15 protein-coding genes are annotated in these 16,884 nt (G+C 72.0%); 6 read left to right on the top strand and 9 right to left on the bottom strand.

Features of this window, described 5'->3' with window-relative positions:
* Positions 1 to 38 precede the first annotated feature (38 nt).
* Complete coding sequence (locus tag IF188_RS04060) at positions 39 to 1,127, bottom strand: VIT1/CCC1 transporter family protein (protein WP_191170511.1); 1,089 nt, start codon at positions 1,125 to 1,127, stop codon at positions 39 to 41.
* 113 nt (positions 1,128 to 1,240) lie between these two features.
* Positions 1,241 to 3,169 carry a DEAD/DEAH box helicase gene (locus IF188_RS04055; protein ID WP_224751412.1) on the bottom strand — a complete coding sequence of 643 codons (1,929 nt, stop codon included), beginning with the start codon at positions 3,167 to 3,169 and terminating at the stop codon, positions 1,241 to 1,243.
* 99 nt (positions 3,170 to 3,268) lie between these two features.
* On the opposite strand from IF188_RS04055, the gene IF188_RS04050 reads away from it, so the two are divergent.
* A complete protein-coding gene (locus IF188_RS04050; protein ID WP_191170510.1) occupies positions 3,269 to 4,189 on the top strand; it encodes an SGNH/GDSL hydrolase family protein in 921 nt (306 codons plus the stop codon).
* 3 nt (positions 4,190 to 4,192) lie between these two features.
* A complete protein-coding gene (locus IF188_RS04045; protein WP_191170509.1) occupies positions 4,193 to 4,882 on the top strand; it encodes an SDR family oxidoreductase in 690 nt (229 codons plus the stop codon).
* A 26-nt stretch (positions 4,883 to 4,908) separates the two neighbouring features.
* Here IF188_RS04045 and IF188_RS04040 read toward each other — a convergent pair whose 3' ends face one another.
* Together IF188_RS04040 and IF188_RS04035 are read right to left on the bottom strand one after the other, a co-directional pair.
* A complete protein-coding gene (locus IF188_RS04040) occupies positions 4,909 to 5,709 on the bottom strand; it encodes a TrmH family RNA methyltransferase (RefSeq protein ID WP_191170508.1) in 801 nt (266 codons plus the stop codon).
* Positions 5,710 to 5,734: 25 nt separating this feature from the next.
* Entirely contained in the window at positions 5,735 to 6,508 is a 774-nt protein-coding gene (locus tag IF188_RS04035; RefSeq protein ID WP_318152770.1) for a class I SAM-dependent methyltransferase, read from the bottom strand.
* 84 nt (positions 6,509 to 6,592) lie between these two features.
* Here IF188_RS04035 and IF188_RS04030 point away from each other — a divergent pair, with 84 nt between their 5' ends.
* Together IF188_RS04030 and IF188_RS04025 are read left to right on the top strand one after the other, a co-directional pair.
* Positions 6,593 to 7,447 (top strand): Sir2 family NAD-dependent protein deacetylase, encoded by an 855-nt coding sequence (locus tag IF188_RS04030; RefSeq protein ID WP_191170507.1) that lies wholly within the window; start codon positions 6,593 to 6,595, stop codon positions 7,445 to 7,447.
* Positions 7,448 to 7,503: 56 nt separating this feature from the next.
* A complete protein-coding gene (locus IF188_RS04025; RefSeq protein WP_191170506.1) occupies positions 7,504 to 8,112 on the top strand; it encodes a histidine phosphatase family protein in 609 nt (202 codons plus the stop codon).
* 6 nt (positions 8,113 to 8,118) lie between these two features.
* On the opposite strand, the gene IF188_RS04020 is transcribed toward IF188_RS04025, so the two are convergent.
* The 5 genes from IF188_RS04020 to IF188_RS04000 are packed head-to-tail and all read right to left on the bottom strand — an operon-like array spanning position 8,119 to position 14,257.
* Positions 8,119 to 8,928: an HpcH/HpaI aldolase/citrate lyase family protein gene (locus tag IF188_RS04020; RefSeq protein WP_191170505.1), complete on the bottom strand. Its 810-nt coding sequence runs from the start codon at positions 8,926 to 8,928 to the stop codon at positions 8,119 to 8,121.
* On the bottom strand, positions 8,925 to 9,410 hold the full coding sequence (locus tag IF188_RS04015; protein WP_191170504.1) for a MaoC family dehydratase: 486 nt from the start codon (positions 9,408 to 9,410) through the stop codon (positions 8,925 to 8,927). Before IF188_RS04015 ends, IF188_RS04020 begins: the two co-directional genes overlap by 4 nt.
* A 4-nt stretch (positions 9,411 to 9,414) precedes the next feature.
* Complete coding sequence (locus tag IF188_RS04010) at positions 9,415 to 10,587, bottom strand: acyl-CoA dehydrogenase family protein (RefSeq protein WP_191170503.1); 1,173 nt, start codon at positions 10,585 to 10,587, stop codon at positions 9,415 to 9,417.
* Complete coding sequence (locus IF188_RS04005; RefSeq protein WP_191170502.1) at positions 10,587 to 12,647, bottom strand: acetyl/propionyl/methylcrotonyl-CoA carboxylase subunit alpha; 2,061 nt, start codon at positions 12,645 to 12,647, stop codon at positions 10,587 to 10,589. Before IF188_RS04005 ends, IF188_RS04010 begins: the two co-directional genes overlap by 1 nt.
* 5 nt (positions 12,648 to 12,652) lie before the next feature.
* Positions 12,653 to 14,257 carry a carboxyl transferase domain-containing protein gene (locus IF188_RS04000; protein WP_191170501.1) on the bottom strand — a complete coding sequence of 535 codons (1,605 nt, stop codon included), beginning with the start codon at positions 14,255 to 14,257 and terminating at the stop codon, positions 12,653 to 12,655.
* A 163-nt stretch (positions 14,258 to 14,420) separates the two neighbouring features.
* On the opposite strand from IF188_RS04000, the gene IF188_RS03995 reads away from it, so the two are divergent.
* Positions 14,421 to 15,017, top strand: coding sequence for an SACE_7040 family transcriptional regulator (locus IF188_RS03995; RefSeq protein ID WP_191170500.1), 597 nt, complete (start codon positions 14,421 to 14,423; stop codon positions 15,015 to 15,017).
* A gap of 33 nt (positions 15,018 to 15,050) precedes the next feature.
* Entirely contained in the window at positions 15,051 to 16,865 is a 1,815-nt protein-coding gene (locus tag IF188_RS03990) for an alkaline phosphatase family protein (RefSeq protein ID WP_191170499.1), read from the top strand.
* Positions 16,866 to 16,884: the final 19 nt, after the last annotated feature.

Genomic DNA, 16,884 nt, shown 5'->3' with positions numbered 1-16,884 from the left:
CGCCCGGGGTTCAACGAATCGCGCGCAGCCCGGGCGCGTCAGCCCATCGACACGCCGAACAGCAGACCCAGCACGTACGTCACCGCCGCGGCGCCGAAGCCGATCGCGAGCTGACGCAGCGCGCGCTTGAGGGGCGGGGCACCCGACAGCAGGCCGACCGCTGCACCGGTCGACATCAGCGCGATCCCCACCAGCACGAGCGCCAGGATCACCGCAGTCAGGCCGGAGAGACCGAAGATCCACGGCAGGACCGGGATGATGGCGCCCGACGCGAAGAACAGGAAGCTCGACAGCGCCGCTCCCCAGGCGCTCCCCACGACCTCGCCGTGGTCGACGAGGTCGATCGGACCGCTGTCGGCGCGGCCGCGGCCGAGCGCCTGCGCCTGCTCGACGACGCGCCGGGCGCGCGCGGAGGCCTCGGCCTCCGGCATCCCCCGTGTCCGGTAGACCAGGGCGAGCTCGTTCGCGTCGATGTCGAGGTGCGGCAGCGCGATGTCGGCGAAGTCGCTGGGCTCGGTGGCGGCGAGGAGCTCGCGCTGCGAACGGACCGACACGAACTCGCCCGCACCCATCGACAGCGCTCCCGCCAGCAGACCGGCGATGCCGCTGAACAGCACGAACTGGCTGCTGGCGCCCGTCGCGCCGATGCCCATCACGAGCGCCAGGTTCGACACCAGGCCGTCGTTCGCGCCGAACACGGCCGCACGGAACGTGCCCGACAGCCGCCGCCGGCCGCGGGCGGCGAGGCCTCGGACGACCTCGTGGTGCACCTTCTCGTCGGCGGCCATCGTCGGGGTGGCGAACGGCTCGTCGTCGTACGGCGAGCGCGCCTCGGCGTTCTGCGCGAGGGCGAGCACGAAGATCGAGCCGAACCGCTTGGCCATCGAGCCGAGCAGGCTCGTGCGGACGTCGGGGCGAGGCAGCCTCGCGGGTTCGCCGCCGAGCAGCCCCAGCCAATGCGCCTCGTGCCGCCCTTCGGCCTCGGCGAGCGCCAGCAGGATCTCGCGCTCCTCACCCTCACGGCGTCCGGCGAGCTCCCGGTACACGCGCGCCTCGGCACGCTCGTTCACGAGGTACTGCGCCCATCGGCGGCGATCACGGTCGGTCGGTGCGGCGGGCGCGCTCACTCGGGCCTCCAAGTCGGGGTTCGGGACCTGTCAACGGTAGTCAGCGGCTGCGGCCGGATCTGTCCGAAACCGGGGATTGCCAGCATTTCGGGGTTCCGAACAGCGGCGGCCCATCAGGAGTGGACGCGCTTGCGCAGCACCTCGATGCGCGCCTGGAGCTGCGCGACCGTCGCGTGCGAGACGGCGGGGCCGCCGCAGATCCGGCGCAGCTCGGCGTGGACGAGACCGTGAGCCTCGCCCGACTGGCGCGCATACAGCCCCACGAGGCTGTTGAGCAGCTGCCGCTGCTCCTTGAGCGTGCGGTGCAGCGCCTGGGGCAGTGCGGGCTCCTCGTCGGGGGCCTTCGCGCGTTCCTGGGCCTCGCGCGCGGAACGGTGCCGGGACTGGCGCGAGACCCGCGACATCAGCACTTCGTGCACCTGATCGGGTTCGAGCAGCCCGGGGATGCCGAGGAACTCCTCCTCCTCGGGCGTGCCGGGCACCGCGAGCTGGCCGAACTCCTTGCCGTCGAACAGCACGCGGTCGAAATGGGCGAGCGAGCCCAGCGCCTGGTAGGTGAACTCCTGCTCGAGTGCGTCGGACGCCTTGTCCTCGCGCTCGGCGGCGTCCATCAGGTCTTCTTCGGCGTTCCACTCGTCGTCGCCGTCCGAGTCGCGGTCCAGCGCGTGATCGCGCTGCGCCTCCATCTCGTTCGCGAGGGCGAGCAGCTGCGGCACGTTCGGCAGGAACACGCTCGCGGTCTCGCCGCGGCGGCGGGCGCGCACGAAGCGGCCGATGGCCTGGGCGAAGAACAGCGGCGTGGACGCGCTCGTGGCGTAGACGCCCACGGCGAGCCGCGGCACGTCGACCCCCTCTGACACCATGCGGACGGCGACCATCCAGCGTGAGGCGGCCTTCGAGAACTCCTCGATGCGACTCGACGCCTCCGCCTCGTCCGAGAGCACGACCGTCGGCTGCTCCCCCGTGACCTCGTGCAGGATCGCGGCATACGCGCGCGCGGCGGTCTGATCCGTCGCGATCACGAGGCCGCCGGCATCCGGAACATGCTCGCGCACCTCGGTGAGCCGGCGATCCGCCGAACGCAGCACCGCGGGGATCCAGTCGCCCTCGGGGTCGAGGGCGGTGCGCCAGGCCTGCGCCGTGATGTCCTTCGTGTTGTCCTGACCGAGCTGCGCCTCCATCTCTTCGCCGGTCTTCGTGCGCCAGCGCATCTGACCGGCGTAGACCATGAACAGCACAGGGCGGACGACGCCGTCTTCGAGCGCGCGTCCGTAGCCGTACGCGTAGTCGGTGCGCGAGACGCGGATGCCCTTGGCATCCGGGTGGTACTCGACGAACGGGATCGGCGCGGTGTCGCTGCGGAAGGGCGTGCCGCTCAGCAGCAGGCGACGCGTCGCCCGTGCGTAGGCCTCGCGCAGGGCGTCGCCCCAGCTGAGCGCGTCGCCGCCGTGGTGCACCTCGTCCAGGATCACGAGCGTCTTGGCGTCCATCGTGAGGCGCTGGTGCACCGATGCCTTGACCGCGACCTGCGCATACGTCACGGCGACCCCGTGGTACTGCCGCGCCGGCGCATAGTGGCGGTTGCTGAACGCGGGATCCAAGCGGATGCCGACACGCGCCGCCGCATCGGCCCACTGGGTCTTCAGGTGCTCGGTGGGGGCCACCACGACGATGCGGTTGACGATGCGGCGGCGCAGCAGCTCGCTCGCGAGGCGGAGGGCGAACGTGGTCTTGCCTGCGCCCGGCGTCGCCGCCGCGAGGAAGTCGCGCGGACCGCCGCCCACGCCGTCGGGACCGTCGAGCCCGAAGTACAGGTCGAGCGCCTCCGCCTGCCACGCGCGCAGCCGCTGGGCGGTGCCCCACGGCGCGCGCTGGGGGTAGGTCGGCGAGAGATGCTCGGCCGCGAAGGACCCGATATGAGGGTCGGATGCCGTCACGTCGGGGCGTTCGTCGAGCTCGGGTGCGGCGGCGGCTTCGTCGGTCACCGAACACCCCTTCCCCCGTTGACAACGAGTCACCACGATAAACGACCCGGACGACATCGGGCGCCGAAGGGCCGCCGGGTCGCGGCATCCGATCGCGTCCTGTCCGTGCCGCGATAGCCTGACTGTCGGTCACAAGCCGAGGAGGACGCGAGCCACATGCCCACACGCGAGGATCACCGGAGTCCCTACGTCGCCAACGCGGAGCAGCACCCGTGGCGGCGCTACGTCGCACTGGGCGACTCGTTCACCGAGGGGGTCGGCGACCCAGAGCCCGCGGCGCCGAACGGACTGCGCGGCTGGGCTGATCGCGTGGCAGAGGTGCTGTCGGAGCAGGTCGACGACTTCGCCTACGCGAACCTCGCGATCCGCGGGCGCCTCATCGGCCAGATCGTCGACGAGCAGGTGGAGCCGGCGATCGCGCTGAAGCCCGACCTCGTCACCTTCTCGGCGGGCGGCAACGACGTCATCCGCCCCAACGGCGACCCCGACAACGTCGCGCAGCTGTTCGAGGATGCCGTCGTGCGCCTCTCGCAGGGCGGGGCGACCGTCGTCGTGTTCACCGGCATCGACACCGCCTTCACGCCGGTGTTCCGCGGCATCCGCGGCAAGGTCGCGATCTACAACGAGAACATCCGGGCGATCGCCGACAAGTACGACTGCATCGTCGCCGACCAGTGGGCGCTCAAAGAAGTGCAGGACATGCGCTTCTTCGACGACGACCGCCTGCACTACAACGCGCTCGGCCACCACGAGGTGGCCCGCATGGTGCTGCGCGCCCTCAACGTGCCCAACGATCTGCAGCCCATGCAGCCCGACCCGCTCCCGATCCGGACGTGGCGCGAAGCGCGCGCGGTCGACCTCGTCTGGGCGCGCGAGTACCTCGTGCCGTGGGTGCTGCGGCGGCTGCGGCACCAGTCCTCGGGCGACACGATCTCTGCCAAGCGTCCCGACCCGCTTCCCGTCACGACGCTGGCGCCGGGTAAGATCCCCACCGCCCCTCCACACGACGCTGGCGCGTCGCGCGGAGCCTCTGGCGGCGTGGGCCCAGAGGCGGCGCACCGCGGTGAGGAGGCCTGAGCCGTGGCGACGTACCTCATCACGGGCGCGGGTTCCGGCATCGGGGCGGCGCTGGCCGACCAGCTCGCCGCGCGCGGCGACGAGCTCTGGCTGCTCGTGCGCGACGCCGGCCGCGCCACGCAGCTGCGTGAACGGTTCCCCGGGGCGCAGACGCTCGTCGGCGACCTCGCCGACCCGGCGCGGCTGTCGTGGGCGTTCAGCCACCAGAGCGTGCCGCCGCAGCTCGACGCGCTCGTCCACGTCGCCGGCATCGTCGAGCTCGGCCCCATCGCCGACACGCCGGTCGCGACATGGCAGCAGCAGCTGAACGTCAACGCCGTCGCCCCCGCCGAGCTCACGCGGCTCATGCTGCCGGCGCTGCGCACCGCGCGCGGACACGTCGTGTTCGTGAACTCCGGCGCCGGCCTGCGGGTGAGTCCGGAGTGGGGCTCGTACGCTGCGAGCAAGTTCGCCGTGCGTGCGATCGCCGATGCGCTACGCGAGGAGGAGCGTGCGAACGGGGTGCGGGTGACCACCGTCTACCCCGGCCGCACCGCGACGCCGATGCAGGAGAAGGTGCACCAGCAGGAGGGCGCCGCCTACGACGCGGCCCGCTGGATCGACCCCGCCTCGGTCGCGACCACCATCGTCACCGCGCTCGATCTGCCCCGCGACGCCGAGCTCACCGAACTGACGGTGCGCCCCGGAGCCTGACGCCCGCTCCTCCTCCGCGAGACGAATCAGCGGGCACGCAGCTCCCACAGTGCCACGGCGCTCGCCGCCGCCACGTTCAGCGAATCGACGCCGCCGGCCATCGGGATCGTCACCACGGTGTCGGCGGCCTCGAGCGCACGGCGCGACAGGCCGTCGCCCTCGGCCCCGAGCATCAGCGCGACCCGCTCGGGTCGGCGGGCGCTGAACGCGTCGAGCGACTCGGCGTCGTCGGCCAGCGCCAGGGCCGCCAGCTCGAACCCCGCGTCATGAAGCACCCCGCGCGCCTCGGACCACTCCGGAAGCCGCGTCCAGGGCACCTGGAACACCGTGCCCATGCTGACGCGCACGCTCCGTCGGTACAGCGGGTCGGCGCACCGCGGGCTCACCAGCACGGCGTCGGCTCCGAGGCCCGCGGCGGCGCGGAAGATCGCTCCGACGTTCGTGTGGTCCACGATGTCTTCGAGCACCACGACCAGCCGCGCGTCGGCGACGACCTCGGCGACCGGCGGCAGTCCCGGCCGGTGCATGGCCGCGAGCGCGCCGCGGTGCACGGCGTAGCCGGTCAGAGACTCGGCGATCTCGGGCGTCACGACGTACACCGGCGTGACGGCATCCACCAGTCCTTCGATGTCGGCGAGCCACTTCTGCTGCACGAGCACCGATCGGGCGCGGTGACCGGCGGCGAGCGCCCGCGAGATCACCTTCGCGGATTCTGCGATGTACAGCCCGCCCTCGGGTTCGATCACCCGGCGCAGAGCGACATCGGTGAGGTCGCGGTAGTCGGCGAGGCGTTCGTCGGAGGCGTCGGAGATCTCGAGGACGGGCACGCCCCATCGTCCCACGTCGGTGCTGTCAGCCCACGATGCCGACCGCGGCCCAGGCACGCGCGGTGATCTCGAAGCCGGTGTCGCCGAGCTCGTCCCGCAGTGCACGCTCCAGCCGTGCGACCGCGACGTCGTCGAGCGTCGCGACGTACCGGCCCGCGGGGCCGACGCCCTGCAGGAACGGCCGCCACCAGTCGTCGAAGTCAAGGAAGGCCACGGTGCAGTCGACGACCGACTGCGTCACGTCGTGGAGGCCCGCGCGCTGGAAGATGCCGACGAGCTGGCCTTCGGACGCGCCCTGGAGCGCCGCCTCGCCGCGGACCGCGGGATCGAGACCGGCGGCGACGCGCCAGAAGTCCGAGAGCGGCCCGCTGCCGCCGCCGTGATCCCACACGCACGCGCTCACGCGTCCGCCCGGGGCGGTCACCCGCGCCATCTCGGCCACGCCGCGCACCGGGTCGCTCATGAAGTGGACCACCAGCTGCGCGAGAGCGGCGCCGAACGCGTCGTCCGGGAACGGCAGATCCTCGGCGACGGCGACCCGCACATCCGCTCCGGCGCAGGCCTCGGCCGTCGCCGCGACGAACACGGGTTCGGGGTCGACGGCAGCGATCATGTCGGCCCCGCGTCGCCGCGCGAGCTCGAGAGTCAGCATCCCCGGTCCGCACCCGACGTCGAGCACGCGCGCGTCCGCGGGCACGCCGTCGAGACCCATCGCCGCGAACTGCACCGCCAGCGGCGACGAGAACCGACCCATGAACGCCGCGTAGTCCTGCGCGCTCACTCCGCCGAAGCCGCCCACGCGCTCATCCTGGCACGCTCCGGCCCGCGCCGTAACATGCCTGAAAACCGCGGGGCCTACACTCGACCGCGAAGGGGGTGCGCCGTGACGACGACCGCGACCTGGTTCGACGCGAGGACGACGGATGCTGTGGCCGCAGCGATCTCGGAGCTGTCCGGCCGACGCATCGCGGTGCTGACCGGTGCCGGTGTCTCGACGGACTCGGGGATCCCCGACTACCGCGGCGAGGGCGCCCCCGTCCGCACGCCGATGACGGCCGACACGTTCCTGTCGAGCGAGTCGGCGCGCCGCCGGTACTGGGTGGGCAGCCACCTGGGCTGGAAGGCGTTCGCGGCCGCCGAGCCGAACGCCGGGCACCGCGCGCTCGCCGCGCTCGAAGCCCGGGGCCTCGCGACCGGCGTGATCACGCAGAACGTCGACGGACTGCACGTGCGCGCCGGCAGCCGCCGGGTGGTCGAGCTGCACGGCACCATGCGTCGCGTCTTCTGCACGCACTGCGGCCAGGTGTTCGACCGCCGCGACATCGCGCGCCGCGTGGAGCACGACAACCCCTGGATCCGCGTACCCGCCGATGTGCCGCTCGGGCCCGACGGCGACGTACTGCCCGAGACCACCGAAGGGTTCGTCATCCCGGCGTGCAGCGTGTGCGGCGGCATGCTCAAGCCCGACGTCGTCTTCTTCGGCGAGTTCATCCCGGCGGCGAAGTTCCGTGAGGCGGAGCAGCTCGTCCACACCAGCGAGGCCCTCGTGATCGCGGGGTCGTCGCTGGTCGTCAACTCCGGCATCCGGCTGCTCGAGCGCGCCCGGCGCCGTCGCCTGCCGGTCGTGATCGTCAACCGCGGTCAGACGCGCGGCGACACCCGCGCGACCGTGAAGATCGACGCCGGCACGAGCGAGGTGCTCCACGCGCTCGCCGACGCGCTCCCGGCCCTCGGCTGACGGCCTGCCCGGGCTCTTCAGAGCGACCTGTCATCCGGCGTCGATAGGGTCGGAAGGTGACTGCGCTGACTCTGATCCGCCACGGCGAGACCGACTGGAACCGCGACCGACGGATCCAAGGGGCCACCGACATCCCCCTGAACGACACCGGACGCGCGCAGGCCCGCGCCGCCGCCGACGAACTGGCCGCCGAGTTCGACCGTCTCGGGGTGACCCCGGTCGTCGTGTCGAGCGATCTGCAGCGCGCTCACGAGACGGCGCGCATCATCGCCGCCGTCCTCGACGCCGAGGCGCCGATCCTCTACCCGCAGCTGCGCGAGCGCCGTTACGGCGCGGCGGAGGGCATGCTCGTGCCCGAGTACCGCGCGCGCCATGGCGAGCCCGGTCAGCCGCCTGCCGAGGGCGAAGAGGAGCGGACGCTGCTGCGGGCGCGCGGCGTCGACGCGCTGCACCGCATCGCCCGCGATGTGCGGCGGGTGACGGCGCCCACCGATGTGCCCGTGATCGCTGTGTCGCACGGCGGCCTCATCGGCGAGCTCATCCGCCACGCCAGCGGTGACACGCTCCCCCTCGCCGGCGAGCGCCTGGGCAACGCCTCGGCCCACCGCTTCGTCGTCGACCGCGACAGCGTGCGCCTGCTGTCGTACACGGCCGTCGCGGCGTAGCGGCCCTCAGCCGCTCGCGCGCGAGAGCACGCTGCGCGCGTGTCGCAGCACCGGCTCGTCGACCATCGCTCCCTGGTACGAGAAGACCCCCCGCTCCCCCGTCGCCGCGTGCAGCACACCGCGCGCCCACGCCACCGTCCGCTCGTCGGGACGGTAGGCGGCACGGATCACCGGCACCTGCGAGGGATGGATGCAGGCGGTCGCACGGAAGCCGGAGGCCGCGGCATCCGCCGCCTCGACCGCGAGCCTCTTCGTGTCGTCGATGTCGAGGTGCACCGCGTCGACGGCCGCCTTGCCGCGGGCGCCGGCGGCCAGCAGCACGCGGGAACGGGCGTAGCGCGCGATGTCCCGGTATCGGCCGTTCGGCTTGCGGCTGGACGTGCCGCCGAGCGAGGCGACGAGATCCTCGGCCCCCCACATGAGCGCCACCACGTTGTCGAGCGCGGCGATGCGGTCGGCCTGTGCGACGCCCTTGGCCGTCTCGCACAGCGCGACCACCTCGAACCGGGCATCCAGCCTCCCGATGCGCTTGGGCGACTGCGCCTTGGCGACCATGATGCGCCGGTAGTCCGTCTGGGACAGCGTCGACAGATCGGCGGCGAACGCGTCGGTCTCGGGCGGATTCACGCGCACGATGACCCGCTCCGGGTCGAGTTCCGACTCGATCACGTGGCCGCGCGCGGCCGTCTTGTCGGCGGGCGCGACCGCGTCCTCCAGGTCGAGGATGACGCCGTCGGCGCGTTCCAGCGCCTTCGCGTACCGCTCAGGGCGGTCGGCGGGGCAGAACAGCAGCGCGGGTCCGAGGTCGAATCTCACGGGGTCTCCTCCGGGGTCTCGGGCAGGCACCACATCAAGGCGGTGCGGGTGGCGAGCGCGACGACCTCGCCCTTCTGGTTGCGTCCGGTGTGGCGCAGGGTCACGATGCCCTGACCGGGTCGCGACGCCGACAGCCGCTTGGACACGACCTCGGTCTCGGTGTACAGCGTGTCGCCGTGGAACAGGGGTGCGGGGAACGAGATGTCGGTGAGTCCGAGCTGGGCGACGAGCGTCCCCTGCGTGATCTGCGAGACGGATGCCCCGACCATCGTGGCGAGCGTCCACATCGAGTTCATGAGGCGCTGGCCGAACGGCTGGGAGGCCGCGTAGGCGGCATCCAGATGCAGGGCCTGCGCGTTCATCGTGAGCGACGAGAACAGGACGTTGTCGGCCTCGGTCGCGGTGCGGCCAGGGCGGTGCAGATACCGCGCTCCGACCTCGAGCTCGTCGTAGTACAGCCCGCGCTGGACGTGGTCGCTCACGGTGTCACGCTACCCCGAGGGCGCGCGCGATGACGAGCAGCTGCACCTCGTTGGTGCCCTCGCCGATCTCGAGGATCTTCGAGTCGCGATAGTGGCGCGCCACCGGGTACTCGTTCATGAACCCGTTGCCGCCGAACACCTGGGTCGCGTCACGGGCGTTGTCCATCGCGGCGTCGCTCGCCGTGAGCTTGGCGATCGCGGCCTGCGTCTTGAACGGCTTGCCGGCGTCGCGCAGGCGCGCGGCGTGGTGCCATGCGAGTCGTGCGACGTGCACGCGCTGCTGCATGCGGGCAAGCAGGAACTGGATGCCCTGCCGCGTCGCGAGAGCCTCGCCGAACACGGTGCGCTTCTGCGCGTAGTCGACGGCGGCTTCGAGGCATCCCTCCGCCGCGCCGGTCGACAGCGCGGCGATCGCGATGCGCCCCTCGTCGAGGATGTGCAGGAAGTTCGCGAAGCCGCGGCCGCGCTCGCCGAGCAGGTTCCCCTCCGGTACGCGGACGTCCTGGAACGTGAGCGGATGCGTGTCGGAGGCGTGCCAGCCGACCTTGTCGTACGCGGGTTCGACCGTGAAGCCCGGCGTGCCGTTGGGCACGACGATCGTCGAGATCTCTTTCCGTCCGCCCGACTCGCCCGTGACAGCGGTCACCGTGACGAAGCGTGTGATGTCGGTGCCCGAGTTGGTGATGAACTGCTTCGACCCGTTGATCACCCACTCGCCCCCGCCTGCACCAGCACCGTCCAGGCGCGCGGTCGTGCGCGTCGCGCCGGCATCCGATCCCGCCCCGGGCTCGGTGAGCCCGAACCCGGCGAGCGCGCGCCCGGCGAGCAGGTCGGGCAGCAGCTCGTGCTTCTGCTCCTCGGTGCCGAACCGGAACACCGGCATCGCGCCGAGGCTGACGCCGGCCTCGAGGGTGATCGCGAGGGACTGGTCGACGCGGCCGAGGGCCTCGATCGCGAGGCACAGCGCGAAGTAGTCGCCGCCCTGCCCGCCGTACTCCTCGGGGAACGGCAGCCCGAAGAGACCGAGCTCGCCCATCTGCGCGACGACATCGAGCGGCAGCGTGTGCGTGCGGTCGGCCTCGTACGAGCGCGGCGCGACGACCTCGTCGGCGAACTGGCGCACCAGCCCCGCGAGCTCGCGCTCGTCGTCGGTGACGTCGTAGTCGTAATCGGGCATCAGTCGTTCTCCTTCACGTGTGCGAGCACCTGGTCGCGCCGCACCTGGTCGCCCACGGCGACGTCGATCCGCACGATCCCGGCGTGCGGAGCCGTCACCGGGTGCTCCATCTTCATGGCCTCGATCGTCGCGATGCGGTCCCCCGCGGCGACCGGGGCGCCGTCGGCCACGTGGACGGCGACGACCGCGCCGGGCATGGGGGCGCGCAGTTCGGGATCGGATGCCGCGGCCCCCCGTTCGCGCGCCGCCCGTCGCCGCTCGGCGGCCTGCCGGCGGGTGAGCGGGCGCAGTGCGGTGGTGACGCCGTCGGCGTGGACCCAGAGGATGCCGTCGTCCGAGATCGCCACGGCGACGCCGTCGGCGAGTGCCCGGCCGACGGTGCGGGCTCTCTCGCGCCGGGCGCCGGCCGCGACGATCGGCCCGGGCTCCGTCGCCTCGCCCAGCACGATGCTGCCGTCGCCGGTCTCGAAGGCTGTGGACACCGGCACCGCCGGAGCGCCCGCCCGCCAGCCCGACGCGGTCAGCCACAGCGCCGACGCGTGCCCCGCGCCTCCCCCGCCTCCCCCTTGCCCAGAACGCGGTTTCTCGCCGAGCGACCCCGTTCCTGACGCCGACATCGGGGTTGCTCGGCGAGAAACCGCGTTGTCGCCGGCGGCGGTGGCGGCAGCAGCAGCAGCAGCCAGCGCGGCGGCAGAAGGGGCGGGGGCCGCGTAGGCGGGCAGACGCTCGATGAGCCCGGTGTCCATGTCACCGCCGCGCACACCGTCGTCGGCGAGGAGCGACCGCAGAAACCCGATGTTGGTGTCGACGCCGAGCACCACCGTCTCGGCGAGCGCCGCGTCCAGCTGCTGCAGCGCCGTCGCCCGGTCGGGGGCGTGGGCGATGACCTTCGCGATCATGGGGTCGTAGTCGGCGGTGACGGCGCTGCCCGTCTCGACGGCGCCGTCGGTGCGGACGCCCTCGGCCGCGCGCCACGACAGCACCTCTCCCGTCGCGGGCAGGAAGCCCCGCTCGGGCGCCTCGGCGTAGACGCGCGCCTCGATGGCGTGGCCGTCGAGGCGCACGTCGCCCTGGGCGAGTCGCAGCGGCTCCCCCGCGGCGATGCGCAGCTGCTGCTCGACGAGGTCCACGCCCGTCACGAGCTCGGTCACCGGGTGCTCGACCTGCAGGCGCGTGTTCATCTCGATGAAGAAGAACTCGTCCGGTCGTTCGGCGGCGACGAGGAACTCCACGGTCCCGGCCCCGCGATAGTCGACGGATGCCGCCGCCGCACAGGCGGCGGCGCCCAGGCGTGCGCGCGTCGTTGCGTCGACCACCGGCGACGGCGCCTCTTCGACCACCTTCTGGTGACGTCGCTGCAGGGTGCACTCGCGCTCGCCGAGGTGGATGATCTGCCCGTGCGCGTCGGCGAGCACCTGCACCTCGATGTGGCGGGGGCGCTCGATGAGCCGCTCCAGCAGCAGGGTGTCGTCGCCGAACGCGGCTGCCGAGACCCGCCGGGCGGTGGAGAGCGCATCGGGCAGCTCGGCGGCGGAGCGCACGACCTGCATGCCCTTGCCGCCCCCGCCGGCCGACGGTTTGACGAGGAGCGGGTAGCCCGTCGCGTCGGCCGAAGCCACGATGTCGGCATCGGTCATTCCTGCGGCGCTGAAGCCGGGCACCGTCGGCACGCCGTGGTCGGCGACATGCTCCTTCGCCCGGATCTTGTCGCCCATCACCTCCAGTGCGCGCTCGCCTGGTCCGATGAACACGATGCCCGCGGCGGCGCAGGACCGCGCGAAGGCGACGTTCTCGGACAGGAACCCGTAACCCGGGTGCACGGCCTGCGCGCCTGTCTCGACCGCCGCGGCAACGACCGCGCCGACGTCGAGGTACGACTGCGCGGCGGGCGCGGGTCCGATGCGCACCGCGACGTCGGCCTCGCGCACGTGCGGCGCGGAGGCGTCGGCGTCGCTGTAGACGGCGACGGAGCGGATGCCGAGCCGCCGGAGCGTGCGGATCACGCGGCGGGCGATCTCACCGCGGTTGGCGACGAGGACGGTGTCGAACATGTCGTTCATGACTCTCACATCCGGAAGACGCCGAAGCGGGGTTCCGACAGCGGCGTGCGCGACACGACGTCCAGGGCGAGGCCTAGCAGATCACGGGTGTCGAGCGGGTCGACGATGCCGTCGTCCCACAGTCGCGCGGTGGCGTAGTACGGGTTGCCCTGCTCTTCGTACTGCGCCCGGATGGGCGCCTCGAAGGCGGCCTGGTCGTCGGCCGACCACTCCTCGCCGCGCGCTTCGAGCTGGTCGCGCTTGACGGTCGAGAGCACAGACGCCGCCTGCGGGCCGCCCATCACCGAGATGCGCGAAGCCGGCCACGTCCACAGGAACCGCGGCGAGTAGGCCCGGCCGCACATCGAGTAGTTGCCGGCGCCGAACGAGCCGCCGATGACGACGGTGAGCTTCGGCACGCGGGTGGTCGCGACGGCCGTGACCATCTTGGCGCCGTCCTTCGCGATGCCGCCCGCCTCGGCGTCCCGGCCGACCATGAAGCCCGAGATGTTCTGCAGGAACAGCAGGGGGATGCCCCGCTGGTCGCACAGCTCGATGAAGTGGGCGCCCTTGAGGGCCGACTCGCCGAACAGCACGCCGTTGTTGGCGACGATCCCGACCGGATGCCCGTGGATGCGGGCGAACCCGGTGACGAGCGTCGTGCCGTACTCGCGCTTGAACTCGTGCAGCTCGCTGCCGTCGACCAGGCGCGCGATCACCTCGCGCACGTCGTACGGCTGATTGACGTCGACGGGCACCACGCCGTACAGCTCCGCAGGGTCGGCGGCGGGCGCCACCGTCGGCACGACCTCCCAGGCCGGCTCCGCGGGCGGCGGCAGCGTCGCGACGATGTCGCGGACGATCTCCAGCGCGTGCTCGTCGTCCTCGGCGAGGTGGTCGACCACCCCGGACCGCCGCGCGTGCAGCTCTCCCCCGCCGAGCTCTTCGGCCGTCACGACTTCGCCGATCGCCGCCTTCACGAGCGGCGGCCCGCCGAGGAAGATCGTGCCCTGGTTGCGCACGATCACCGTCTCGTCGCTCATGGCCGGCACGTAGGCGCCGCCGGCGGTGCACGAGCCGAGCACGGCGGCGATCTGCGGGATGCCGGCGGCCGAGAGCCGGGCCTGGTTGAAGAAGATGCGGCCGAAGTGGTCGCGGTCGGGGAACACCTCGTCCTGCATCGGCAGGAACGCGCCACCGGAGTCGACGAGGTAGACGCAGGGCAACCGGTTCTCCAGCGCGACCTCTTGCGCGCGCAGATGCTTCTTGACCGTCATCGGGTAGTACGTGCCGCCCTTGACCGTGGCGTCGTTGCACACGACCATCACGTGCCGCCCGTGCACGAGCCCGATCCCGGCGATGACGCCCGCTGCCGGCGCCTCGCCGCCGTAGAGGCCCTCCGCGGCGAGCGGGGCGATCTCGACGAAGGGGCTCCCCTCGTCGAGCAGTCGCGTGACGCGGTCGCGAGGCAGCAGCTTGCCGCGGGCGACGTGACGGTCCCGCGCCGCGGCAGGACCTCCGAGGGATGCCGCGGCCAGGCGCCGCCGCAGATCCTCGGCGAGCGCGCGCTGGGCCTTCTCGGCACGCGCGAACGCATCGTCGGGCCGGGCCTCGGTGGTCAGCACGCTCATGGCTCTGCGCTCCGTGTCATCCTCGTCGACGTCACGATCGGGTCACACCTGTGGACGGGGTTCTTGTCCCGGCGCATCCCGATTGGTTAGTGTTCACTAACTGAGGTTTAGGTTAGCGAGCATTAACTGAGTTCGCAAGACCTCCCGCCACCCCGGAGCACAGATGACAAACGGTGTCACCGACCGCAACCGCGCCAAGGCCGATCGCCACGCCGCCATCCTGCAGCAGGCTGCAACGCTGTTCGCCGAGCGCGGCTTCAGCGGCGTGAGCCTCGAAGACATCGGCAGCGCCGTCGGCATCAGCGGTCCCGCGCTGTACCGGCACTTCGCGGGCAAGCAGGCACTGCTGGGCGCGATCCTGGTCGAGGTGAGCGAGCGGCTGTTGGCCGGCGGCCGCGCGGTCGTGGCGACGCACGAGGGCGCCGATGCGCAGCTCGACGCCCTGATCGACTTCCACGTCGCGTTCGCTCTGCACGACGCGGATGTCATCCGCGTGCAGGACCGCGACATGGCGAGTCTCAGCGACGAGGACCGCCACACCGTGCGGCGGCTGCAGCGCGAGTACGTCGAGGTGTGGATCGGCATCCTGTCGGTCGTCCACCCCGACCGCGAGGACGACGACCTGCGGGTGCGCGCGCACGCGTGCTTCGGCCTCATCAACTCCACGCCCCACACCGTGCGCGTCGGGCGCTCACGGCCCGCCGACTCCGAAGTCCGCGGCATCCTCCGCTCGATGGCCCGCGCCGCACTCACCGCCTGATCCTGCGCGACGTCACCGCCTAGTCTGAACAGGATGGCGGGGGCGAGCCACGAGAGCGGAGCAGAGCCGGCAGCGGGCGGCGAGCCGGCCGAGCCTGCGCGCCCGCCGGCGCCCGAGATCGACGAGGGCTCACGTCGTGACTTCTTGAAGCTCGGCGGCATCGCGACGGCGGGGCTGGTCGTGGGCGGCGCCATCGGCGCCACCGGCGGCGCCACGATCGGACACGAGCTCGGCGTCCGCGAAGGATCCGGCGATCTCGGCGCGGTGCCCCCACGAGCGGAGCCCGGGTTCGACCACGTCGTCGTGCTCATGGGCGAGAACCGATCGTTCGACAATCTGCTCGGCCGGCTCTACACGCGTGAGACGCTGCCCGACGGTGAGACGTTCGACGGCTTGGAGTTCGGCGACTATGCCAACCGCGCTCCGACCGGCGAGCGCATCGCCGCACACGTCTACACCGGCGGCACCGACGCGATCATGGGCAGCCCGGATCCCGATCCCGGCGAGGAGTACCCGCACGTCAACACCCAGCTGTTCGGCGTGGTGGATCCGGCGCGCAACGCCGCCGCCGACATTCCGGAGATGGTCGCGCCGTTCAACGCTCCGCGGCGGGGGACGACGCCGACGATGGACGGCTTCGCCCTCGATTACCGCAACAACCTCGTTCGGCTCCGCCACGGCACCGAGCCGAGCCTCGACGAGGTGTCGCGGATCATGGGCGGGTTCTCGCCCGAACAGCTGCCGGTGCTCTCCACGCTCGCGCAGGAGTTCGCCGTCTTCGACGCGTGGTTCTGCGCGGTGCCGTCCCAGACGTACTGCAACCGGTCCTTCTTCCACGCGTCGACCTCGCACGGATTCGTCACCAACCGCGACCACGGCGGCTATCGCAAGTGGCTCGAGGCCGATGCGACGCCGACCGTGTTCGACCGGCTCGAAGAGGCCGGACTCACCTGGAAGGTCTACTTCGACGAGCTGCAGCTGGTCTCGCTCACCGGGATCCTGCACTCGCCGAGCCTGGAGAAGTACTGGCGCACGGATCACTTCGTGTACATGGACGAGTTCTCGCGCGACGCGAAGAACGGCACGCTGCCTGCCTACGCGTTCATCGAGCCGCGTCTCGTCTACAACCACAACGACTTCCACCCGCCCGTCGGCGTGTACCGCGAGAGCGACGTCGACGGCGAGCCGGTGCTCGATTCGGCCGTGTCGGACGTCCGCGCCGGCGAGAAGCTCGTCGCCGAGGTGTACGACGCGATCCGCACCAGCGCGAGCCCGGACGGCTCGAACGCGATGAACACGCTGCTGCTCATCACCTTCGACGAGCACGGCGGCACCTACGACCACGTGGTGCCACCGGCCGCGATCCCGCCGCACGCCGACGCGGCGACGGGCGAGATGGGCTTCGCCTTCGACCGTCTCGGACTGCGCGTGCCGGCGATCGCCGTGTCGGCCTACACGCGCGCCGGGACGATCGTGCACGACGAGATGCACCACGGGGCGCTCGCGGCCACGCTCGCGAAGCGGCACGGGCTGCGGCCGCTGACCCGTCGCGATGCCGAGGCGCGCGATCTGTACTCGGTCGTCAATCTGGACCGACCACGCGATCCCGCGACCTGGCCGCTGGTGCATCCGCTGTACGTCCCACCGAACACCGCCGAGGATCAGCGCACCGACCTCAAGAACGGGCCGCACCGCGACAAACCGCTGAGTCCGCCCGGCAAGGGGCTGCTCGGCCTGCTGCTGGCCAAGTACGGCAGCGCGGACGGCGAGGACCCGCAGAGTTACGCCGACGCGTACCGCCTCCTGCAGGCCAAGGGACTCGGGCTCTTCTACCCCAAGAAGGACTGATCGGCCGGCCCCGCAGGGC

The organism is Microbacterium helvum (assembly GCF_014779795.1).
In the GTDB taxonomy this organism is placed as follows: Bacteria; Actinomycetota; Actinomycetes; order Actinomycetales; family Microbacteriaceae; genus Microbacterium; species Microbacterium helvum.
This window is presented reverse-complemented; position numbering and strand designations above follow the sequence as displayed.